This is a genomic window from Algoriphagus sp. NF (assembly GCF_028823735.1).
Lineage (GTDB): Bacteria > Bacteroidota > Bacteroidia > Cytophagales > Cyclobacteriaceae > Algoriphagus > Algoriphagus marincola.
Genome location: NZ_JAPEIB010000020.1, coordinates 58,000 through 79,751, shown reverse-complemented (window position 1 = coordinate 79,751; position 21,752 = coordinate 58,000). Strand labels below are relative to the sequence as shown.

The 21,752-nt window shown below is 42.8% G+C and carries 17 protein-coding genes and 1 pseudogene; 7 read left to right on the top strand and 11 right to left on the bottom strand.

The genetic code is table 11. The features are described 5' to 3' along the window. The coding region (locus OU792_RS11170) for a hypothetical protein (protein ID WP_274670210.1) at window positions 1–749 on the bottom strand (749 nt) is incomplete at its 3' end. A gap of 1,239 nt (window positions 750–1,988) precedes the next feature. Between OU792_RS11170 and tnpA the strand changes: the two are divergent. Continuing rightward, a pseudogene (tnpA, locus tag OU792_RS11165) lies at window positions 1,989–2,411 on the top strand (IS200/IS605 family transposase); the annotation flags it as partial. 582 nt (window positions 2,412–2,993) lie between these two features. Here the strand turns inward: tnpA and rho are convergent. The 4 genes from rho to OU792_RS11145 form a co-directional block, all read right to left on the bottom strand. Continuing rightward, window positions 2,994–4,730, bottom strand: coding sequence for a transcription termination factor Rho (gene rho / locus OU792_RS11160; RefSeq protein WP_274670209.1), 1,737 nt, complete (start codon window positions 4,728–4,730; stop codon window positions 2,994–2,996). Window positions 4,731–4,917: 187 nt separating this feature from the next. Next, the gene (gene recO / locus OU792_RS11155; RefSeq protein WP_274670208.1) at window positions 4,918–5,610 is read right to left on the bottom strand and encodes a DNA repair protein RecO; all 693 of its coding nucleotides are present in this window, start codon (window positions 5,608–5,610) and stop codon (window positions 4,918–4,920) included. After that, window positions 5,610–6,194 carry a thymidine kinase gene (locus tag OU792_RS11150; RefSeq protein ID WP_274670207.1) on the bottom strand — a complete coding sequence of 195 codons (585 nt, stop codon included), beginning with the start codon at window positions 6,192–6,194 and terminating at the stop codon, window positions 5,610–5,612. The genes recO and OU792_RS11150 overlap by 1 nt, the downstream gene beginning before the upstream one ends. A 3-nt stretch (window positions 6,195–6,197) precedes the next feature. Further along, window positions 6,198–6,524 (bottom strand): 2Fe-2S iron-sulfur cluster-binding protein, encoded by a 327-nt coding sequence (locus OU792_RS11145; RefSeq protein ID WP_274670206.1) that lies wholly within the window; start codon window positions 6,522–6,524, stop codon window positions 6,198–6,200. A gap of 32 nt (window positions 6,525–6,556) precedes the next feature. Between OU792_RS11145 and OU792_RS11140 the strand changes: the two genes are divergently transcribed. Then, window positions 6,557–7,654 (top strand): hypothetical protein, encoded by a 1,098-nt coding sequence (locus OU792_RS11140; RefSeq protein ID WP_274670205.1) that lies wholly within the window; start codon window positions 6,557–6,559, stop codon window positions 7,652–7,654. Here OU792_RS11140 and rodA read toward each other — a convergent pair. Genes rodA through OU792_RS11115 form a run of 5 tightly spaced genes read right to left on the bottom strand, consistent with a single transcriptional unit; the run spans window position 7,651 to window position 13,110 of the window. Beyond that, complete coding sequence (gene rodA, locus OU792_RS11135; RefSeq protein WP_274670204.1) at window positions 7,651–8,925, bottom strand: rod shape-determining protein RodA; 1,275 nt, start codon at window positions 8,923–8,925, stop codon at window positions 7,651–7,653. The two genes, OU792_RS11140 and rodA, sit on opposite strands and share 4 nt — an antisense overlap. Next, a complete protein-coding gene (mrdA, locus tag OU792_RS11130) occupies window positions 8,925–10,727 on the bottom strand; it encodes a penicillin-binding protein 2 (protein WP_274670203.1) in 1,803 nt (600 codons plus the stop codon). Before mrdA ends, rodA begins: the two co-directional genes overlap by 1 nt. Then, window positions 10,724–11,248 carry a rod shape-determining protein MreD gene (locus OU792_RS11125; protein WP_100629070.1) on the bottom strand — a complete coding sequence of 175 codons (525 nt, stop codon included), beginning with the start codon at window positions 11,246–11,248 and terminating at the stop codon, window positions 10,724–10,726. The genes mrdA and OU792_RS11125 overlap by 4 nt, the downstream gene beginning before the upstream one ends. Beyond that, window positions 11,238–12,074 carry a rod shape-determining protein MreC gene (mreC, locus tag OU792_RS11120; protein WP_026947579.1) on the bottom strand — a complete coding sequence of 279 codons (837 nt, stop codon included), beginning with the start codon at window positions 12,072–12,074 and terminating at the stop codon, window positions 11,238–11,240. Before mreC ends, OU792_RS11125 begins: the two co-directional genes overlap by 11 nt. 7 nt (window positions 12,075–12,081) lie before the next feature. Then, window positions 12,082–13,110 carry a rod shape-determining protein gene (locus tag OU792_RS11115; protein ID WP_024283781.1) on the bottom strand — a complete coding sequence of 343 codons (1,029 nt, stop codon included), beginning with the start codon at window positions 13,108–13,110 and terminating at the stop codon, window positions 12,082–12,084. A gap of 328 nt (window positions 13,111–13,438) precedes the next feature. On the opposite strand from OU792_RS11115, the gene OU792_RS11110 reads away from it, so the two are divergent. The 5 genes from OU792_RS11110 to OU792_RS11090 all read left to right on the top strand — a co-directional run bounded on the left by OU792_RS11110 (window position 13,439) and on the right by OU792_RS11090 (window position 20,020). After that, on the top strand, window positions 13,439–13,912 hold the full coding sequence (locus tag OU792_RS11110; protein WP_222584022.1) for a ribosome maturation factor RimP: 474 nt from the start codon (window positions 13,439–13,441) through the stop codon (window positions 13,910–13,912). A gap of 5 nt (window positions 13,913–13,917) precedes the next feature. After that, window positions 13,918–15,159, top strand: coding sequence for a transcription termination factor NusA (gene nusA, locus OU792_RS11105; protein WP_026947581.1), 1,242 nt, complete (start codon window positions 13,918–13,920; stop codon window positions 15,157–15,159). A 65-nt stretch (window positions 15,160–15,224) separates the two neighbouring features. After that, window positions 15,225–18,014: a translation initiation factor IF-2 gene (gene infB / locus OU792_RS11100; RefSeq protein WP_274670202.1), complete on the top strand. Its 2,790-nt coding sequence runs from the start codon at window positions 15,225–15,227 to the stop codon at window positions 18,012–18,014. Between the two features lie 238 nt (window positions 18,015–18,252). Continuing rightward, window positions 18,253–18,801 carry a hypothetical protein gene (locus OU792_RS11095; protein WP_274670201.1) on the top strand — a complete coding sequence of 183 codons (549 nt, stop codon included), beginning with the start codon at window positions 18,253–18,255 and terminating at the stop codon, window positions 18,799–18,801. Between the two features lie 109 nt (window positions 18,802–18,910). Beyond that, the gene (locus tag OU792_RS11090) at window positions 18,911–20,020 is read left to right on the top strand and encodes a hypothetical protein (RefSeq protein ID WP_274670200.1); all 1,110 of its coding nucleotides are present in this window, start codon (window positions 18,911–18,913) and stop codon (window positions 20,018–20,020) included. Between the two features lie 15 nt (window positions 20,021–20,035). Here OU792_RS11090 and OU792_RS11085 read toward each other — a convergent pair whose 3' ends face one another. Beyond that, window positions 20,036–21,670 (bottom strand): carbon starvation CstA family protein, encoded by a 1,635-nt coding sequence (locus OU792_RS11085; RefSeq protein WP_274670199.1) that lies wholly within the window; start codon window positions 21,668–21,670, stop codon window positions 20,036–20,038. Between the last annotated feature and the right edge of the window lie 82 nt (window positions 21,671–21,752).

The following is a 21,752-nucleotide window of genomic DNA, read 5'->3' as shown; positions in this document are numbered from 1 at the left end:
TGCCAGCCGCCAGCTCCATTACCAAATGTTCTTTGAGCAGCAACCATACTCAACATGACAACATAAGAATCAGCCGAAGTTGTATTAATACTGGTAGCTTGGAGTGGCTCTCCCACCCCAACATTGATTACTCCTGGTGGTGCATCAAAAGGCCCACCTGGAATGATTCCTGATGCAGTGTAGCCACCAGTAAAGTCCACTCCATCGAATGAAGTTATTCCCCCAACCATTAATTCAGTATCTGGATCCCCAGTGAATAAAAAGCTTAATGCCGCGACATCAGAGGCATCTGCTACTTTAAAGAGTACTGACGCCCCCCATTCTGCATTGGAATTGAAACTTGAAACCGATTGGATAATTCTTTCATTAACAGGTGACCACCCAGGAGATGTGATTCCAACGTTTAATTCAGGTACAAAAGCACTACCAGAATCTTCACTTTGCATGATATTGACTATCATGACATCGCCAATTTCTAATCCTACAGGACGAGGTATCGAGAGTGTGTTTCCTAGGTTTGTTGCTGTCTGAGAATTTCTATGAGAGATTTGCCCCCTCACTTCTCCAACTCCTCCAATCACCAACAATCCAAAAATTAATAGAAATTGTCCTACGAATTGGCTGAATTGCTTTGGATTTGAATAAAAAAGTGACTTTTTCCTTTTTATATAAAGGAAATTGTCCAAAAGTCCGATCAGAAAACATCCCAGTAGGGAGCTCTGAATTATATTTCTAAAAATTTTAATCAAATTTCGTTAACACTTTATTGCCACAAACATACAAAAAAAAACTTTTTGTATTTTCTGACAAATGTCATAAATCGTTGAAAAATAGTAGCCTTACAGAATAATTTTAATTTTTGATCAAATTTTCAGAATTCTACACTTTTATCAACTCAAATATGTAAATATTTTCCTGTTCTCTTTTTACGCTAGGTAGGGCCCTTGACATTTTTTTGAATGCATGAGTTTATTTCGGATCCAAAAGTTTATTTACAAGAATCTAGCTAGCTTCCTTTTGCTATACAAATACTATTAATTATGCAAAAGGAGTGAAAATTATTCAGTAAATCACTATTAACCAAACACTTAATAAACAAAGCAAATTGGGTGGTTTAAAATCCATTTTCTTATTGATATTGTGTAAATATTGATATTTATGCTTTGATATGATTTGACTTCTAATTCACTAATATTCACTATCTTCTTAATCTGAGTTGATCTCAACCGGGTCTTTGGGCCTTGAAAGAAGGCCAAAGGCCTGCCTCATATCAGCTCATGGTGTACCTGAAATTAAGGTATTGGAAGATTGAAATTATCGAGGTCTGAAGGACCGTGATGTAATTCGATTAATATAGTCGGCCCTTCAGGCCTCCGGATGAAAGGGTTATCGTTAATCCCAGCCCTAACGGACTGGGTTTTCATAATCCGACCCCTTGGGCCTAGTCTGATGAATACCTTTAATAGACCCGACAGACCATAGGGAAAGCCTGATTCACACTCACCAATTAGGACCCGACAAAGAAGGCTGAAAGCCTGCCTCATATCAGCCCAGAGTGTAGCTCTGGGTAATATGGAATTACCTCATGATTTTGGTAGGTCTGAAGGACCGTGTTTTTAATAAAATATTGAAGAAATAGAAAAATGAATCAGCCCTTCAGGAATCCGGATGATAGGTTTATCAGTTAATCCCAGCTCTGCCGGACTGGGTTGTCATAATCCGGCCCCTTGGGCCTAAAATCCTAAAAAATCACCTATCTCAATGGATAAATCAAAAGGCCGAAGGCCTGACTTATATCAGCTCGGGGTATAGCCCCGAGGTCTTAATTAAGGTACAATGTAATGGAGGTCTGAAAGACCGTGTTTTCCGAGGATTAGATTTTCTGGTAATATAATTGTGATTAATTTATCATTAGTTAAATTGGATGTGATGTTTTTCTGATTTTCAACCTAATCTAATGAGACACGCCACAATCCTTAGCAAAAGTAGACCTTCATATCATATTCTCAACCAAAGAAAGAAACCCTCTTGTGAAAAAAGAATTCAAGAGCGTAATGGAGTCATATATAGTCAGAGTGGGTAGTGATTTAGGGGCATATACAGAGGCAATTTATCTGAATCCAGATCACCTGCATTGGCTATGTACCTTGCCAAGGACGATCACAATTGCTGATTTTTTGAATAAAGTAAAATCCAATTCGTCTAAAATTGGCAAAATTGAGGTTGATAGAAACTTCAGCTGGCAGAATGGATATGGTGCGTTCTCGGTGAGTCAATCAAAATCAGAAGTGGTCAAGAAATACATTGAGAATCAGGAGGCGCATCATCAAAAAATCTCCTTTCAGGATGAGTATCGGGAGTTTTTGAAAGAATATCGGATTGAGTATGATGAAAAATATGTCTGGGATTGAGAATGACTAATCGGCCTTTCAGGTCTAACCAGAACAGATTGGACCACTAAACTCCAGCCCTATCGGAATGGTTGATAAAAGTAGGCCCCGTGGCCCTAAAATCCTAAAAAATCATCTATCTCAATGAATAAATCAAAAGGCCGAAGGCCTGACTTATATCAGCTCGGGGTGTAGCCCCTAGGTCTTGATTAAGGTAGAATGTAATGGAGGATTGAAGGACGGTGAGGTATTTCGATTAATATAGTCGGCTCTTCATGCCTCCAGATGATTGGGATATCGGTTAATCCCAGCCCTAGCGGACTGGGTTGTTATAATTCGGCCCCTTGGGCCTAGTCCCCGGATCATTTCTAAGTAGACTCAACAAAAAAGGCTGAAAGGCTGCCTCATACTAGCCCAGAGTGTAGCTCTGGGGAATATGGAATTACCCCTTGATTTTACGAGGTCTGAAGGACCGGATTTTTTTCCGAAAAAATTTTACCACAAAAAAACCGACTCTTTCGAGCCGGTTTCGTTTTTTATAACAGGACACTTGTGCTGAGCGATGCTGAGGCATCGGTCACCCGACATCAAACATCGGGCATTTTACCCATTCATACTGATCAAAAACTCTGCATTGTCGCGAGTTCCTTTCATTCGGTTGAGTAAGAATTCCATGGACTCTTGAGAGTTCATGTCGCTCATCAACTTGCGAAGAATCCACACACGTTGCATTTCTTCCTTGTCCATCAGCAAGTCCTCTCGACGGGTACCGGAACTCAAGACATCGATCGAAGGGTAAATTCTTCGGTTAGCTAGCTTTCTGTCCAAAGCCAATTCCATATTACCGGTTCCTTTGAATTCTTCGAAGATCACCTCATCCATCTTGGATCCAGTTTCTACAAGAGCTGTGGCGATGATGGTCAAGGAACCGCCATTTTCCACATTTCTCGCTGCCCCAAAGAATCGCTTGGGCTTGTGCAGGGCATTGGCATCCACACCGCCGGAAAGGATCTTTCCGGAGCTAGGTACCACAGTATTGTGTGCACGGGCAAGTCGGGTGATGGAGTCCAAAAGGATAACCACATCATGGCCTACTTCTACCATTCGCTTAGCTTTTTCCAAAACGATATTGGCAACTTTCACATGACGCTCGGCTTGCTCATCAAAAGTGGAGGAAATCACCTCACCTCGTACGGATCGGGCCATATCGGTCACTTCTTCCGGGCGCTCATCAATCAATAAGATCATCAGGTGTACTTCCGGATGGTTTTTAGCAATTGCGTTGGCGATTTGTTGCAATAAGACCGTCTTACCAGTTTTTGGCTGGGCTACGATCATACCTCGCTGACCTTTTCCGATAGGAGCAAAAAGGTCCAAGATTCGAGTAGAATAGCCGTCTGGTTTGGCGGAAAGGTTTAATCTTTCTTCAGGGAAAAGCGGAGTGAGGTACTCGAAAGGAACGCGATCACGAATTTCGTCTGTCGTCTTTCCGTTGACAGTGCCGATTTTCAAAAGGGCAAAGTATTTTTCACCCTCTTTAGGTGGTCGGATAGAGCCTTTGATATGGTCTCCTGTTTTCAGGCCGAATAATTTGACCTGGCTCGGTGATACATAAATATCATCTGGAGAAGCCAGATAGTTATAATCCAGTGAGCGAAGGAAACCGTAGCCTTCTGGCATCATTTCCAATACCCCTTCATTTTCGATGACTCCGTCAAATTCCTTAGGACTGACATAGGTCTTCTTCTTATTGCTCGGGACTGTTTCGGCTGCAGGAGTATGAATTTCATCTTGAGACTTGAAGTTTTTGCGCTTTGGAAGCTCTACTTCTGGTTCAGCTGCTGCCTCTGGTTTTGCCTTTTCATCTTTGGACTCGTTGGCTACGTTGACCTCTTCAAAAACCTTGCGTCTAGGTCTAAAAGTTTTGGGATTTTCATCTCCGCTTTCCTGTCTTTTTTCAGGTCTTTTGGGAGCTTCAGCCCTTTCAGGTTCTGCCGCTTTTTTCTCTGGCTTGCCTTGCTCTTTAGGAAGTTCGGTTACGTTTTGTCTTCGGAATTTTGGTTTGAATTCCGGCTCTTCTTCCTTAGCGGCTGGTTTTTCTTTCTTTTCTGGCTTTGCTGCCTTTGCAGGTTCTTCGGCTTTGGGAGGCTCTTGTGTTGATTCTGCTGCTGAAGGTTTTTTCTTAGGGAGGGCTTGCTCTGGGGTGATAGCTTGCTGGTCGAGGATGGCGTAGACGAGTTCGTCTTTTTTGAGGGATTTGAAGTTTTTGACGCCCAGTTCCTCGGCGATTTCCTTCAGTTCAGACAGTAATCTGATTCTGAGTTCTTCTATGTTGTACATAAAGAGAGTATGAGTGAATGATAATAATAGTGTGCTTAACGCGGTTTTGATCGCAAATGAAGATCGTAGCAAAAAAGAACTGCTTGAATTGTTCAGGACAAAGTGGGATGCCTGTTCACCTGCGGTATGTCTGCAATATTACAGCTATATCTTAGATTTAACAAATATTTGTTTTTTTCTCTGATTTTTATTGAGCCATCACATTTCGGATGATCGCGATGGATTTCCAAACTTGATTGCTATCGAGTTGCTCTCCATAAAAAACCAGCAAAAAGTCCAATAATTTGCCCCGAAGTTCCTTTTTTACTTTCAATTGGCAAGAATAAGAATCCTTCATCAGACACTCTAGGTATTCGATAGCCTGCGAAAGTTCCTGCGCATCAAATGGCAAGGAGCGACTTTCGTCCAATAATTCGTACGGAGTTTCAGGCCCAAACCCGATAAATCTGGCCATCTCTAGGAGAAATACTAGCGGAAAGTGCTTGATTTCCTGTGTATTTCGGTCCAAACACAGAAGCGAATTTTTGAGCCAGTCGAATAATTGTTCGTTGTGATAATTTTCATAAATCGACTTGGCAACCGCCTCTGCCAGAAAAAGTGCAATGCTTGTGCGGGGAAATTCATAAGGAATCAGTGCATAGGGATGGGCTAGTTTGGACTCGGAGATTCGCTGCAGTCCCGAATTTTCCTTTTGATAGACTACCAAATCCAAAATGGTCATCGGTTGATAAAGGGCTGCTTTTGATTTGGCACCAGCTTTTCTCACGCCATTGATGATGTAGGATTTTAGTCCGAGCTCACGGGTAAAAATTTTGACGATCAGGCTTGTATCCCTGTATCGCATTGAGTTGATGACTATTCCCTCAGTCTTTTTGAGCATCAGCGTTTGTCTTCAAAGAAGCATTTTCGGCAACGCGCCTCATAGATACTTTGCTCACCCAGCATTACTTTCTGTTTGGAATCGGAAAGTCGGAGGGAAAAAGCAGCCAAATCCCCGCATTTCATGCAAATCGCGTGGACTTTGGACACATACTCTGCTACTGCCATCAACTTGGGCATAGGCTCGAAAGGCTGCCCTTCAAAGTCCATGTCAAGACCCGCCATTATTACCCGCTTGCCCTGATTGGCGAGTTGGGTGACCACGGATACGATTCGGTCATCAAAAAATTGCACCTCATCTATTCCTACCACATCACAGTTTCCGCTGAGTAGAAGAATATCTTCTGCGAAATCCACGGGAGTGGAGCGGATCGAGTTTTCATTATGGGAGACTACCTCCTCTTCGTGATAGCGAGTGTCGATTTTGGGTTTGAAAATCTCAACTTTCAATCGGGCGATTTTGGCACGGTTTAATCTGCGAATCAGTTCTTCGGTTTTTCCGGAAAACATGGATCCACAAATCACCTCCAGCTGACCTTTCCGGTCATGAGTACCACTTCTACGCACAGATGGTTCTATAAACATGCCTTACTCGCTATAGTCTAGATGGGGGAATTTGTTGATTTCTGCCACTCGGATTCGAAGATCACCTTCAGGAATATCCGTTTGGCAGCATAGTCTTTCATCCTCTTTCAATCTTCCTTGTTTTTTGTAGAAAAGCTCCCGTTCATTGGGTGCATCGAGATTTTCCATCCCTGAAACGACGATCATTTTGCAACTGGTGCAACGACCTTTTTTGCCGCAGGCATGCATCCAATCAATACCATTTTCATGAATTAATTCAATAACTTTACCCGAGCGATTGCCCGAGTCCAGGGTACGATTATATAAGTTCTCTATCACTATTCGGGACATTTCTTCGTTGACTTTAGTAAATCACCAAGTGAATGACAACTCAAATTAACAGCAAATATTTAGAAAATTACGCCAAAGCGTACTCCGAGACCGTCTGCGAACGGTTTTTTACTGATCGGCAATTTATCTCAGGACAGGATATCGTTGGCTTGACCAGCTCTGTCCAAGTTAATTTCTTTGTGATCAAGCATCTCTTCGAGCTGTGGCAGAAGGAATTACAGAAACTGAAAAGCAATCCTTATTTCGACTATCGGGATATTTCAGTTCATGAGGCCCTGACACAATTTATGAATGTGCTTTCGCGAAGGATTCGCGTGGAGAAAGGAAACTTTCAGCCCTTACTCGAAGAGGCGGTTAAAAGAGCTGTAGAATTGGCCACTGATCCTGTGAGCTATTATCAATCTGAAATCGATCAGGCCCCGGCAAAGCAGATCAATGAATACCTGCGCGAGAATAAAAAGTATTATAAATGGCATGCTCAATTGATTAATTTTTTGATCGACAAGGCTGGGTTTGGTCAGGAGGCGTCAGATTATAAAAAAGCCATCGCTGCCAATTACCAAGCAGTGAATGATCAATTGGAGTCCGTCAACTTGCTGCTTGCCACCTTGGGCGATGTCAAAGCTTTTGACCTCGATGCTTATCTACAAAATGACAGTCAAACTGAAGCGGAAGCCGTTGCCCAAAGCCCAAAGACGGAGGAGTCTGCTTCTTTCTTTGAGAATCTCGAAGAAGAGGAAGTAAAAGAAGCTCCTCAGGCAAAAGTGGAAACTACACCAGAGCCGATTGCTTCTACTCCAAAGAGTCCAAGTCCAAGCTCTTCAGGTTCGATTCAAGTGACGCAAGTTCGTGCTAGATTTTCTGCTGAAAGTTATAAAGGGATGAAAGGGATTATTGGTGAATTGTCGGAAAGCCTGGCCATCAATCAGCGTTTCATGTTTCGAAAGGAGCTTTTCGAAGGTAATGATGACTTATTGACTCATGCTTTGAAATCGCTTGATGCCTGTGATTCATTGGAAGACGCCATCGAATTAATCAATCATCGATACCTCCCCGAGTTAGGTTGGGAACCCAATTCAGAGCCAGTGGACGAATTTCTTTCATTGGTCTATAGACGCTTCCTGGATTAACCCAATCGGCCCAATTGCTGAGAACGGGATGCATCCATTTTGATAAAGATAAATAGCAAAATGGTAAATGACCACAAGGAGGATCCTCCATAACTGAAAAATGGAAGTGGAATTCCCACTACCGGGAAAAGCCCGATCGTCATCGAAATATTAATCATAAAGTGGAAAAGAATGATAGAAAGCACGGAGTAACCATAGACTCTGGCGAATCGTGTTTTCTGTCGCTCTGCCATGACGACCAGCCGGTAAAGCAAAGTCATAAACAATCCGATTACTACCAAGCTGCCCAACCAGCCAAATTCTTCCCCTAGCGTACAGAAGATAAAATCCGTGTGTTGTTCCGGTACAAAATCAAACTTGGTTTGGGTGCCTTGCAAATAACCCTTTCCTAAGAATCCACCTGAACCAATGGCAATTTTGGACTGGGTTACATTCCAACCAACACCAAGTGGATCTAGGTCAGGGTTGAACAAAACCATGATTCTGTTTTGCTGATGAGGAGGGAGCTTGGATACCACAAAATCGATGCTGTAGCTGTATCCTATCATCACCAGGGCAATCGCTCCAAATACCAGCGTCCTTTTCCAAGATCGCTTTCCGATGGATACTAATAATAAAAAGATTAGCCCTATTCCTATTGCTAAGTATAAATTGTTTTCAATACCCAAAGCAAGTAGAGACAGGGCAATAAAACCAAGACCCAAGATGTAATAGCGCTGAGGAAAACCTTCTCTGTAAAACATGATGAATAGAGAGAAATATACCATAGCTGTACCGGTATCAGGCTGCAGCAAGATCAAGATCACAGGAATCATCACTACTCCAAGGGCAATGAACTGATTTTTTGTCTGTGTCATGTCAAAATTTGGTCTTTCCATCACCTTGGCAAGTGCAAGAGCAGTAGCAAATTTGGCAAACTCGCCAGGCTGAATTCTAAAGGAACCAACCCCGATAGATAGAACCTGCCCGTTTACTTCTTTTCCCAGAAAGGGAGTCAATAGAAGTAAAACAAGGAAAAAGAGGTAAACCGGAAGGGCAAGATTTTCAAAAAGCCGATGATCAGCGGCCATGATTACAAGGATAATCGCTACCGAAGCACCAATCCAGACAAGCTGAATCCCCGAGTTGATCGATAAATCAAAAATGCTTTTGGCATTTTGACTATCAAATACAGCTGCATAGATATTAAACCAGCCTATGATTACTAAGGCAAAATAGACTAATACGGTAGGCCAATCGACACGACTGATGGGTAGATCGTTACTTCGCATTAGTAGATGAAGTTATTGGCCAATACATATTCTTCTAACTGGGGTCTGGTGATTTGTCCTCGAAGGTACTTTTCAATCATCAAACTCGCCGTGCTTGCTGCGGCTCGACCACCCCATCCCGCATTTTCTACGTAGACCGCGATTGCAATCTTCGGATCATCCTTTGGTGCGAAAGCCACAAATACAGAGTGATCCTCTCCATGAGGATTCTGAGCTGTTCCGGTTTTACCGGCAATGACCAAATCTTGGATAATTGCCCGGTTGGCTGTTCCGTAAAGTGCCTCGGCCATTGCGTCTTGAATTAGATCAAAATGCTTGGGGTCAACACCTACATCATTTTGGATTCTGAATTTGGCAGGGATTCTCGTAGGATCACCATCTACAGCCTTAATTAAATGAGGCGTGTAATAATATCCTTTATTGGCAAAAATAGCCGCCAGATTCGCCATTTGTAATGGAGTAACTTGCAACTCACCCTGTCCGATGGAAAGTGAATAAATGGTAGAATATTTCCAGCGACCTTCTCCATACACTCGATCGTATAGTTTGCTGGATGGAACATCGCCGCCGTATTCGCCGACCATATCCACTCCAAGTTTTCCCCCAAGTCCGAATTTCATCACTTTTTCCCTCCAGGCATCCAAACCAATCTGCGTATCCTTAAAGGTATTGCTGGAGATCTCCTGATTGATGATCCTTCGAAAAGCCTGATGGTAATATGGGTTACAGGAATTTCGGATAGCTCCGAAAAGATTGACCGGAGAAGGATGATTGTGGCAAGCCACCAAAGATCTGTTGCAAGCAAAGGTCGTCTCTGGAAATAGAATGCCCTCTTGCAAACCAATCAAGCTCTGCACAATTTTGAAAATAGATCCAGGTGGGTAGCGGGCCATGACCGGACGATTAAGGAAAGGCTTGCTATCCAAGGAGTTCAGAATGGAGTAATTTTTTCCAAAATCAGCTCCAGTCAGTTCATTTGGGTCATAAAAAGGAGCAGAAATCATGGCTAAGATTTCCCCTGTCTTTGGTTCGATGGCCACGACTGATCCGGTTTTACCTTCCATCAGATGCTCACCGTATAGCTGAAGTTCTCGATCCAGTGTTGACGTTAGATTGATTCCTGCAACGGACGCGGTATCGTAAGCCCCATCTTTAAATGGTCCCTTATCTACGCCTCGGACGTTGACCATTTTGTATTTGACCCCTTTTTGACCTCTCAGTTCATCTTCGTAGAATCGCTCCATTCCACTTAGGCCTACATAATCACCCTGTTCGTAGTAGTCTGAGCTATCTCTCTCGAGTTGGCGGGCATTGATCTCCCCGATATAGCCAAGAGCATGAGCTGCAATAGGGGTAGGGTAGGATCGGACTGACCTAGTGGTAATAAATAAGCCCGGGTAGTCGATGAGGAAATCTTGAATCTTGGCAAAATCCGTTGAAGAAATTTGCTTGATCAGCGGAGATGGCTTGACGGATGAATACTTTTTAGCAGCATTGTAAGCTGTGACTAGATCTTCTTTTTCAATCCCAAAAATCGAAAGGAATTTAGCTGTGTCCTTTACAGAGAACTCCTTGGGTACAACCATTAGGTCAAAAATAGGATTATTGTAAACGAGGAGTTCGCCGTTTCGATCATAAATCAATCCACGATAAGGATGATCGACTACTCGCTGAATGGCATTTCGCTCTGCCCTACGGGTAAAGCTATCGTCCATTACCTGTATCATAAAAAGCTTGGTCAGCAAAACTAAGCCAACTAAGGAAATGATGATAATGATGACAAACGGCCTCTTGTCGTTCATAGAATACTCCTCCTTCTTTTATAGAACAACGCTTGTACAAGTATAGCCAAAAGCACCGTTAAAATGGAGGAAAAAAAGCTTTTGTTTAGGATATTGAAAACACCCATGGTTCCCCATTGATCTACTGTGAAAAACAAAAGAGAAAACAAGAATGTCATAGGAACAATATAGGTCAAATACCAACCTGTGCCCATTTCCTGAAGGGTAGGGGAAGTTCCTTCGTCGTATCCACCCGTTGGACTGATGATTCGTAGCCAGATAGGTCGAAAAAATCCTATAAATGTAGTGCCGACTGCATGAATTCCTCCCGTATCGTAAAACATATCCACGGTCAGTCCAACTAAGAAACTGATCACCAAAAGCGAAATGGTCGATATGTTGACAGGTAGATGTAAAATGAGCAATAGATAAATGAAACAAAGGGCAACGCCAAAGAGTGCCAGGTTTTTCAAAAAGAATATCTGAATAACCAGCAGCAGCAATCCCCAGATGATTGTCGAAAAAAGATTTCTAATATTCATCGCTTATCTCGGCTTGTTGATAGAGAGAATCCCGCTCCTCAATGGATGTATTTCTGACCAAATACACATAATTAAGTTTGCTGAAGTCAGCACTCAGTTGCACACTGATATCCAGGTAATTTTGGTTTTCAGATGGATTGACGCTTTTGATTGTGCCAATCAAAATCCCTTCCGGGAAGACCGCGTTGTAGCCGGAAGTGATTACGGTGTCTCCAGGCGAAGGCGTCACGTGTCTAGGTACATAGAGCATTTTGGCCACCTGAGTATCTTTTCCATCCCAGTTGATAGATCCGAAGACATCGCTTGATTTGATTTTGGAAGAGACCAAGAGCCCGGTATTTAGGAGGGAAATACCTACGGAGAAGTTTTTGGAGACCTCCTTAACTCTTCCCACGGCACCATTTTGGGTGAAAATCCCCATTCCTTCTGTGACTCCATCGTCCGCACCTCGATTGATCGTGATGTGATTCTGAGCTAGACGCAGGGTTTGGCCTACTATTTTACCACCGATGATTTCAAAGGAAGCCTTAAAACTGGAATCCAATGGGGCGTAGGAAACACTATCCATGGAATTTTGACCAATCAACTCCTTCAGCAAGCGGGCATTTTGAGCGCTTAGCTCATCATTTTCTTCAGAAAGACTGAAAAATCCTGTAATGTCAGATTGAGTTTTCAATAATGATCCGGAGATGGCCATCGAGCTATTGAAAAATGCTGCTCCTTGGGGAGAGTTATTTCTGACCACCATCCAGATGGCGATGATTTCTAATAAGACAAATAGTAAAAAGGCCCTTAGTTTATAAAGGAATTCGAAAATGCGTAGCATTCGGGCTTTAAGTCATCAATACGGTTCGGAAATTATGCAAGTTTTTCAGCGCTGTGCCTGTGCCTCGTACTACTGCACGAAGTGGATCTTCAGCGATGTGAATGGGCAATTTGGTTTTTTGATGTAATCGCTTGTCCAAGCCTTTAAGAAGTGCTCCTCCTCCGGTGAGGTGGATACCATTATCATAAATATCTGCTGAAAGTTCCGGGGGAGCAATCTCCAATGCTTTCAAAACAGCCTCTTCTATTTTGGAGACTGATTTATCCAGAGCAAAGGCAATTTCGGAATAAGACACCTTGATTACTTTCGGGATACCGGTCATCAAATCCCTACCTCTGATTTCGTAATCTTCTGGAGCGTCATCGAGTTCCGTAAGTGCAGACCCGATGGCAATTTTTACCTTCTCGGCAGATCGCTCACCGATGAGTAAGTTGTGCTGTCTCCGCATGTAGTCCAATATATCTTTGGTGAAGGTATCACCTGCCACTCGGATGGACTGATCGGCTACAATACCTGAAAGCGCGATCAAAGCGATCTCAGTAGTACCTCCTCCGATATCTACGATCATAGATCCCATTGGCTTTTCGATATCTATTCCGATACCGATTGCCGCAGCGATTGGTTCAAACACCATGTATACCTCCTTGGCACCTGCATGCTCCGCAGAGTCACGTACAGCTCGTTTTTCTACTTCAGTGATCCCAGATGGGATACAGATGACCATCCGATGCGATTGCGGGAACATTCCTTTTTTCTGTCCGGGGATCATTTTGATGAGACCTCGGATCATTTGCTCAGCGGCGTAGAAGTCGGCGATTACTCCATCTTTCAGTGGGCGGATTGTTTTGATGTTTTCATGCGTTTTCTCATGCATGTTCATAGCTTCTCTTCCGACCGCAAGTACACGGTTATTGGTCTTGTCAATCGCAATAATAGAGGGCTCGTCCACCACGATTTTATCTTTGTGGATAATCAGCGTGTTGGCAGTACCAAGGTCTATGGCAATGTCACTTGAGAAAAAATCAAATAATCCCATTTTTATTTTGGTGTTTTTGAAGGTAAATGAAGTAGGGTCTAACAGCTCTCAACAAGATAAGCATATTAAACGGAGGTCGGCAAAATTATTATGTTCTGACCACAAAAAGGAATCTCTGGGCATATTTTTTGGATCAAATTTCAAGCCGTATATCTCAGGCTCTTAAAATGTTTCATTTCTTTTTAATTTTTATTTGAATGGATGGTGGTTTCTTTAAATTTCCTCTTGGGGGGAGAATTGGTTTTCGATTAAATTTATTTTACCTTTGTGCCGTATTCGATAGTTTCTAGAGGGGACCACATGTCCCCTCTTTCATTATGCTTACTGTATGAATGATTTGAAAGATAGACTTGAGGCTTTGGTTATTGATTGTCTGCCGGACGAAAGTCATTTTCTGGTGGATTTACAGCTGACTTCCAAGTCTAATCAGCTGCTATTGAATATTCTGATCGATGCAGATACAGGACTGACGATCGACAGTTGTGCAAAAGTGAGTCGGGCAGTGTCCGGAGAGATTGAGGCATTAGAATTGATCGATTCGGCTTATCGAATTGAAGTTTCCTCTCCGGGAGTGGATTTTCCACTTTCTTCTGAAAGACAGTATAGAAAAAATATCGGGAGGGAGTTGAAAGTATTTCTTCAGGACGGGAAGGAATTGAAAGGAAAACTAATATCGGTCTCCGAATCAGGAATAGTTTTGGAGGCTAAAATGAAAGAAAAAGGAAAAAAAGCGGTATTACAGGAAGTAAATGTTGCTTTTGAGGATATCAAAAAATCAGTTGTACAAGTATCTTTTAAATAAATCAAATGGATGCCAAAGTCTTAATAGATTCCTTCGCTGAATTTGCGAGATCTAAAAATGTGGATCGACCTACCATGATCCGTATTCTTGAGGATGTATTCAGAGCCATGATCCGTAAAAAATTTGAAACGGACGAAAACTTTGACGTGACAATCAATGCTGATAAAGGAGACTTAGAGATCTTCCGTATCCGTGAGATTGTGGATGACAATTCTGAAGATATTTGGGATTTTGATAAAATTAGCCTGACCGATGCACGCAAAATCGAACCGGATTTTGAGATCGGTGAGGAGGTTTATGAAAAAATCGAACTGGAAGAGTTTGGGCGAAGAGCTGTGCAGATGGCTCGTCAGACTCTGATCCAGAGAATCAAGGACTTGGAGAAGGACATTCTTTTCAATAAATATGAAGAATTGGTCGGAGAGGTAGTCTCTGCTGAGGTTTACCAGATTCTCGGCCGTGAGATTCTTATGATTGATGGAGAGGGGAATGAGCTGATTTTGCCTAAAGGAGAGCAAATCCCTAAGGATCGATTCAGAAAAGGCGATACCGTGAAGGCCATCGTCCACAAGGTTGACATGATGAATGGCAATCCAAAAATCATTTTGTCAAGAACATCTCCTGTTTTCTTGGAGAGACTCTTCGAAAATGAAGTGCCTGAAGTTTATGATGGCTTGATTACCATTGTAAAGATCGTGCGAGAGCCAGGAGAGCGAGCCAAGGTGGCTGTGGAATCCTATGATGATCGAATTGATCCAGTAGGTGCATGTGTGGGAATGAAAGGCTCAAGAATTCATGCGATTGTGCGTGAATTGCAAAACGAGAACATCGACGTGATTAATTTCACAGAGAATTTGGACCTTTATGTAGCCCGTGCATTAAGTCCTGCTAAGGTATCTTCATTGAGCGTCAATGAGGAAACTCGTCGGATTTCTGTATTTCTAAAGCCCGATCAGGTATCTTTGGCAATCGGAAAGGGCGGATACAATATCAAATTGGCAAGCCGATTGGTAGGATATGAGATCGACGTGTTCAGAGAGCTGAATGAAAATGAGGAAGAAGACGTCGATTTGATCGAATTTGAAGATGAAATTGATGCTTGGATCATCGATGAGTTGAAGAAAACCGGTTTGGATACGGCTCGTTCCGTATTGGCTTTGACCAAAGAAGATTTGGTAAGAAGAACCGAACTGGAAGAAGAGACCATCGAGGAGATCTTCAAGATATTAAAACAAGAGTTTGAATAAGTCAGGGTGTTTAACCCGTAGAATTACCCAATAGTAAAAAAGATTTCGAAAGCGGTTTTTAGCGTATGTCAGAAGAAAAAATGATGAGATTAGGCGCTTTGGCAAGAAAGCTCAACGTAGGGACAGCAACCCTCGTGGAGACTCTTGGCAAAAAAGGCCATGAGGTTCAGGACAATCCCAATTCAAAAATCAGCATGGAGCAAGTAGAGCTGCTGAATCGGGAATTTAGATCCTCTGCTCAGGAAAAAGAAGAAGCATCGCATCTCTCCATAGGGAAGCGACATGAGACAGTTACGCTTGAGCCAGAGCCCAAGCCAGAGCCAGAGCCTGCTCCAGCGCCTGCGCCCACTCCAGCTCCCGCACCTAAAGAGGAAGTGCCTGCTCCTACACCTCCGAAAAAAGAAGAACCGAAAGCTGCTCCGGCAGAGCCTAAAGCTCCTGAAGCTGAGAAAACGGACAAAGCTGAAATCGAAGCTCCTAAGTTGGAAGGGATTAAGGTATTGGGTAAAATTGATCTTCCTCAAAAGACAGATCATAAAAAAGGTGGAAGACATGAGAAGCAGTCAAGACCTGCTCCAGCTAAGCCTGCTCCAGCTCCTCAAAAACCGAGGGATGAGAAAAAAGCTCCAGGGGTAGTTAAACCTGAACCGCAACCTAAAGATGAGAAAAAACTACCAGGTGTAGTAAAACCTCAACCACAGCCTGAGCAACCTAAGAAAGAGGAGCTTATTTCTGCAAAAGCGGATAATCTGAAGGGATTAACAGTCCTAGGAAAGATTGAATTACCCGCCGAAAAGAAAAAGAAAGGTGGTCCTGTGGCTTCTTCTGATGAGCGAGCTAGAGATAAAAAGCGACCTAGGAAGCGGATCGATAAAGGCGGAAACAGAAACAGAAATCAAGGAGATCGAAACCAAAAAGGTGCTCCTGGACAAAAAGGCCAGCAGGGTAGAAACCAGAAAGCTGAGCCTACTCAAAAGGAAATCCAAGATCAGATCAAGCAAACTTTGGCAAGGCTACAGGGCGGTAAGTCAGGTAGTAAGAAAAGCCGACGTGATAAGAAAGCAGAACGCGAAAGAGATACTACAGATGTAGTACAGGAAGGATCAAAAATCCTGAAAGTTACCGAGTTTATCTCAGCGAATGACTTGGCGGCACTCTTGGACGTATCCGTAAATGAGATTATCTCCACGTGTATGTCTTTGGGAATGTTTGTTTCCATCAACCAACGATTGGATGCGGAAGCAATCACCATTATTGCTGATGAATTTGGCTATGAGGTTGAATTCACCAAGGATATCGAAGATGAAATTGTAGAGGAGGAAGTCGATAAGGAAGAGGATTTGATTGAGCGTGCACCGATCGTTACGATCATGGGTCACGTCGATCACGGTAAAACCTCTCTTTTGGATTACATCCGCATGTCGAAAGTAACTGCTGATGAGGCAGGGGGTATTACCCAGCACATCGGTGCATACGATGTAAGAACCAAAGACGGTCATAAAATCGCATTCTTGGATACTCCGGGTCACGAAGCCTTTACGGCGATGCGAGCTCGTGGTGCTAAAATCACTGACGTGGCCATTATCGTGATCGCTGCGGATGATAGCATCATGCCACAGACCAAAGAAGCAATCAACCACGCTCAGGTAGCTGGTGTACCGATGATCTTTGCGATCAATAAGGTGGATAAGCCTAACGCTAATCCAAATAAGATCAAGGAAGAGCTTGCCAATATGAATTTGCTCGTAGAAGAATGGGGTGGTAAGTACCAGTCTCAGGATATCTCCGCAAAAACAGGTCAAGGTGTTGATGATTTGTTGGAGAAAGTACTCCTAGAATCAGAAATTCTTGAGTTGAAAGCCAATCCAGGTAAAAATGCGGTAGGTACTGTCATTGAAGCATCCTTGGATAAGGGTCGTGGATATGTGGCTACTTTGATGATCCAAGCTGGTACACTTCGGGTAGGTGATGTAATGGTGGCTGGTTCGCACTATGGACGTGTGAAGGCCATGTTTGATCATACCGGTAAAAAACTCAAGGAAGCAGGACCATCTACACCAGTTCAGGTACTTGGCTTGAGTGGAGCTCCACAAGCAGGTGATATTATCAAGGTTTACGACAATGAGCGTGAAGCCAGAGAAATTGCCAACTCCAGAGAGCAAATCCAGCGTGAGCAAAGTCTCCGTACCAAGAAGCACATTACTTTGGATGAAATTGGTCGTCGATTGGCTATCGGTAGCTTCAAAGAACTTAATATCATCATCAAAGGTGACGTGGATGGATCAGTGGAAGCACTCTCTGATTCCTTGTTGAAGCTTTCTACAGATGAGGTCAAGGTAAGTATCATCCACAAAGCTGTGGGTCAGATTTCTGAATCCGATGTGCTTTTGGCTTCAGCATCCGATGCGATTATTCTTGGATTCCAGGTTCGTCCTTCTGCCAACGCGAAGCGACTTGCCGAACAGGAAGAAATCGAAATTCGTCACTACTCCATCATCTACGATGCGATCAATCAAATCAAAGATGCGATCGAGGGTATGCTTGAGCCAGAGTTTGAAGAAGTCATCACTGGAAATATCCAGGTTCGTGAGGTATTCAAGATTTCTAAAGTCGGAACAGTTGCAGGTTCATACGTAACTGACGGATACATCACCAGAAAAAACAAGATTCGAGTGATTCGAGATGGAATCGTTATTCACGATGGGGAAATCGATCAGTTGAAGCGATTCAAGGACGATGTAGCCGAGGTAAAAGCAGGTTATGAGTGTGGTATCTCCATCAAAAACTTCAATAACATCCAAATCGATGATACCATTGAAGGGTATGAAATGAGAGAAATCAAGCGTAAGCTTTAATTTACTTGAGGAAATAAATAAAAAAGGAGCGGTGAAAATTGCTCCTTTTTTTGTGCCTTTTTCAGTGGGTCAGTCGACCAAATTTAAATTTCAATCAACCGCCCCGGTATTTTGGGATGTCGTAGTTGGTTTCCATTCAGGTTAAATGTGTGACTAGTATTTTTCGATAAAGTCCTTCTCATATTAGGTTTTTTTGGGAAATATGTGGAGTTTGAACACTTATTGGAAAAATACATTTTTGAAGAAACTTCTTTCTATATCGCTTTTATTCTGCTTTGCCTTATATCACTTTGGGCATTATGTATTCTATTTTACCCATCAGGTACAAGTGGAAAATACATGGAGCGAGAAGATTTATGCAGCTTCCAATGAGATCGAGTTAGAAGAACGATTACTTGAAGTGCCATTAGCAGCACCTTATATGGCCAATGAGCAGGAGTTTCGGGCTACGAATACCCGTTTTGAGAAGGATGGGAAATTTTTCAGAGCGATCAAACAGCGTTATCAAAATGATACACTTCAGATAGTTTATGTAGCGGATACCTCTCGACAAAAGCTAGAAAGTACATTTGAGAAGTGGGTTTCTTGGCTGGCTGAAGGGGAAATGCAGCAAGAGTCATCCAAAACGATAAGCCTCAAGGTATTTGTAAAAGATTATATTCAGCAGTACTTTATTGAATTTACACCGATCCAAGAATTGGTTTCAATGGAGCATTTAGGGTTTATTTTTTCAACTTACACGAGTCCTTTTTTTCAATTAGATACTCCACCTCCGCAGATTAGCTGATAGTTTTCAAGCTGTCATCTTTCATTCATCACTACCGATTGAATCGATAGATGATATTCAATTTTCTCTGGTCGGACTTTCTCTGGCCTTAACTATTACGCTATTTACTATGAAAAAAATACTATTACCAGCCTTGGTAGTGGCAGGCTTATCGCTGCTACCAATCATCAGCCATGCCCAAGGATGCGTGGCAATCCGTCAATTTTCTGGCTTGGGAAATGCGGTCGGACAAGGAAATATTTTGGAAAAAGGAGAATGGAATATTTCAGCAAATTACCGGTACTTTAAGTCTTTTAGACATTTTAGAGGAACTCACGAAGAGCCAAATCGGATTGAAGATGGAACAGAAGTAATTAATCGGCAACACGGCCTAGACATTAATATCAGCTATGCTTTTTCCGAAAGGGTTTATGGTATCGTGTCTTTACCTTTTCAGTACAATGATAGAAGTTCATTGTATGAGCATGGAAGGACGGAAAGGCATACTACCTATTCAATGGGCTTTGGAGATATGAGACTAGGCGCTGGATATTGGTTGCTTTCCGGAGAAAAAGCCAAAAAAGGAAATACTGCGATAGGTTTAGGTGTGAAATTCCCAACTGGTGATTATGCCGCTACAAGTACTTTCTATAATCAAGGTGATGAGGGAATCGCAGAAGTGAAGACAGTCGATCAATCAATCCAATTAGGTGATGGAGGTACTGGGATTATTCTGGATTTTCAAGGTCTTTGGAATATTGGGAGTACAAACTTCTGGTACTATGATGGTTTTTACTTGCTCAATCCTCGAGAGACCAATGGAACTCCCACGAACCGCAGAAGACCAAATGAAGCCATTATGTCTGTCCCGGATCAATTTGCACTCAGAACAGGTGTATTTCGTTCCTTTGAAAAAATCCATGGACTGGGTGTTTCAATGGGAGTCAGATTGGAAGGAATTCCCGTAAGAGATCTTGTAGGAGGAAGTCAGGGATTTAGACGTCCGGGATATATCATTTCTGTTGAACCGGGAATCAGCTACATGAAGGGAAATGTGACAGGCACTCTGAATGTTCCCATTGCTCTTTGGAGAAACCGGACTCAGAGTGTTACCGATATCGAAAATTCACAAGCAGGAGATACCGTACACGGAGACGCCGCTTTTGCAGACTATTTGATTAGCTTTTCTCTAGCTTGGCGAATTCCAAAAAAAGCTCCTCAGCTTTTTAATTCTCTTTAATTGAGCCTGAAACGATCAGAGAGCCTTTGCCGGCTCTTTGATCTCTTTTTTGATACTTCGTGTAGCCAAAATCATCAAAGAAATAGCTAGTACAAAAAGTAAGGCTGCGATCAGCGAAAGTACATAGACCTGGTCTTGGAAATTTTTCCAAGCAAATAAGCCCAATGAAGCCAAGGTGACGGTGAACATGAAGAACATTGGCAAAGTCACGAACAAGGCATTTTTCTTTTTCCGAATCATCCAGACCGCTATGGTCAATAGAGCCAAAGCTGCGAGAAGTTGATTTGCCGAACCGAAGATGGGCCAAAGCGTGGCAAATTCGCCAGAAGCGAGCAGAAGGGCAGAAAATAAAACCACCAAACCGGTAGAAACGAAGCGATTTTCAGATAAAGTTTTGCCCATGGGAGTTTTCACATCTTCGAAATATTCCTGAAGTGTAAACCGGGCGAGCCGGGTACAGGTATCCAAGGTGGTCAAAGCAAATGCTGATACCGTCAAAGCAACAAAACTGACCGCAAATTCAACTGGGATTCCCAAAGAACCGATCATTCCCCCGAGTCCACTGGAAAATAAAGAGACAGGACCTTCAGTGCCAAGCCTCGATAAATATTCTCCTTTGCTCAAAACTACTACCGCACCGACGGATAGTATGGCCAAAAAGGATTCAATGAGCATTCCCCCAAAGCCAACCACTTTGGCATCGCTTACTTTATCCAATTGCTTAGAAGTCGTGCCTGAAGCGACCAAAGAGTGAAAACCGCTGATTGCCCCACAGGCGATAGTTACGAATAATACCGGGAAAATATATCCCAAATTTTGATCAGTAAGGGTGACCTCGCTACTCATTTGGATGGTAGGATTCGAAAAAATCACTCCTAAAATGGCTGCTAGCATCATTCCGTAAAGAAGGAAGCTATTGAGGTAATCTCTTGGCTGAAGTAAAAGGCTTACGGGAGTCACCGATGCGATAAATGCATAAGCGAGAAGTAGGAAAATCCATGCACGGTAATCCAGTGCAAAAGGAATCAACATTCCGAGATAGACGGAGAAATACATGAGGGTCACACCTACGATAGAGATGAGTAGGAAGGCTTTTTTCCGATCACCAATCAATCGATTGACGATCCCAAAACCCACAGCCAGAAGTATAAATAGGAAAGAAGCAGAAGCAACCGCTGGATTGGCGATGAATGTCTTCGCAATGATATCAGCGAAAACTCCGATCACCAAAATCAAGGTAGAAAAGCTAAAAATCACAAATAATTGCTTTCCGCGCAGACCAATCTGGTTGCGGATAATGACTCCAATGGATTTTCCTTCGGTTCGGAGGGAAGCCGCCATACTTCCCAAATCATGTACCGCCCCAAAGAAAATACCACCCACCAAAATCCAAATTATTGCCGGAATCCATCCAAAAGTAACGGCTATCACCGGGCCCACGATTGGTCCCGCCCCTGCAATGGAAGCGAAATGGTGGCCTAAGACCACGATTGGCTTACTAGGCTCGTAATCCACCCCGTCCCGATGAGTATGAGCAGGGGAAGGATTCTTGTCATTTAATCCGAATTTTTTGTAAACGAAATTGCCGTAAAATCGATAGGCTAGTATCAAAATGATAGCAGAAAGGACTAAAATGACGGTATAGCTCATAGCTAGAGGTAGGTCGGGTTTATGTTTTTGGGGTAATGTCGAAAAATAGTAAATATTTGGGAGTTGCACTCCAATAATACCT

What these genes read in the sequence shown, in the direction of transcription:
- OU792_RS11115 (WP_024283781.1), bottom strand. Translation starts at nt 13,110, where the DNA reads ATGGGATTATTTGATTTTTTCTCAAGTGACATTGCCATAGACCTTGGT.
- OU792_RS11110 (WP_222584022.1), top strand. Translation starts at nt 13,439, where the DNA reads ATGAATGATTTGAAAGATAGACTTGAGGCTTTGGTTATTGATTGTCTG.
- OU792_RS11150 (WP_274670207.1), bottom strand. Translation starts at nt 6,194, where the DNA reads ATGTTTATAGAACCATCTGTGCGTAGAAGTGGTACTCATGACCGGAAA.
- infB (WP_274670202.1), top strand. Translation starts at nt 15,225, where the DNA reads ATGTCAGAAGAAAAAATGATGAGATTAGGCGCTTTGGCAAGAAAGCTC.
- OU792_RS11085 (WP_274670199.1), bottom strand. Translation starts at nt 21,670, where the DNA reads ATGAGCTATACCGTCATTTTAGTCCTTTCTGCTATCATTTTGATACTA.
- OU792_RS11145 (WP_274670206.1), bottom strand. Translation starts at nt 6,524, where the DNA reads ATGTCCCGAATAGTGATAGAGAACTTATATAATCGTACCCTGGACTCG.
- recO (WP_274670208.1), bottom strand. Translation starts at nt 5,610, where the DNA reads ATGCTCAAAAAGACTGAGGGAATAGTCATCAACTCAATGCGATACAGG.
- rho (WP_274670209.1), bottom strand. Translation starts at nt 4,730, where the DNA reads ATGTACAACATAGAAGAACTCAGAATCAGATTACTGTCTGAACTGAAG.
- mrdA (WP_274670203.1), bottom strand. Translation starts at nt 10,727, where the DNA reads ATGAACGACAAGAGGCCGTTTGTCATCATTATCATCATTTCCTTAGTT.
- nusA (WP_026947581.1), top strand. Translation starts at nt 13,918, where the DNA reads ATGGATGCCAAAGTCTTAATAGATTCCTTCGCTGAATTTGCGAGATCT.
- OU792_RS11090 (WP_274670200.1), top strand. Translation starts at nt 18,911, where the DNA reads ATGAAAAAAATACTATTACCAGCCTTGGTAGTGGCAGGCTTATCGCTG.
- mreC (WP_026947579.1), bottom strand. Translation starts at nt 12,074, where the DNA reads ATGCTACGCATTTTCGAATTCCTTTATAAACTAAGGGCCTTTTTACTA.
- rodA (WP_274670204.1), bottom strand. Translation starts at nt 8,925, where the DNA reads ATGCGAAGTAACGATCTACCCATCAGTCGTGTCGATTGGCCTACCGTA.
- OU792_RS11125 (WP_100629070.1), bottom strand. Translation starts at nt 11,248, where the DNA reads ATGAATATTAGAAATCTTTTTTCGACAATCATCTGGGGATTGCTGCTG.
- OU792_RS11140 (WP_274670205.1), top strand. Translation starts at nt 6,557, where the DNA reads ATGACAACTCAAATTAACAGCAAATATTTAGAAAATTACGCCAAAGCG.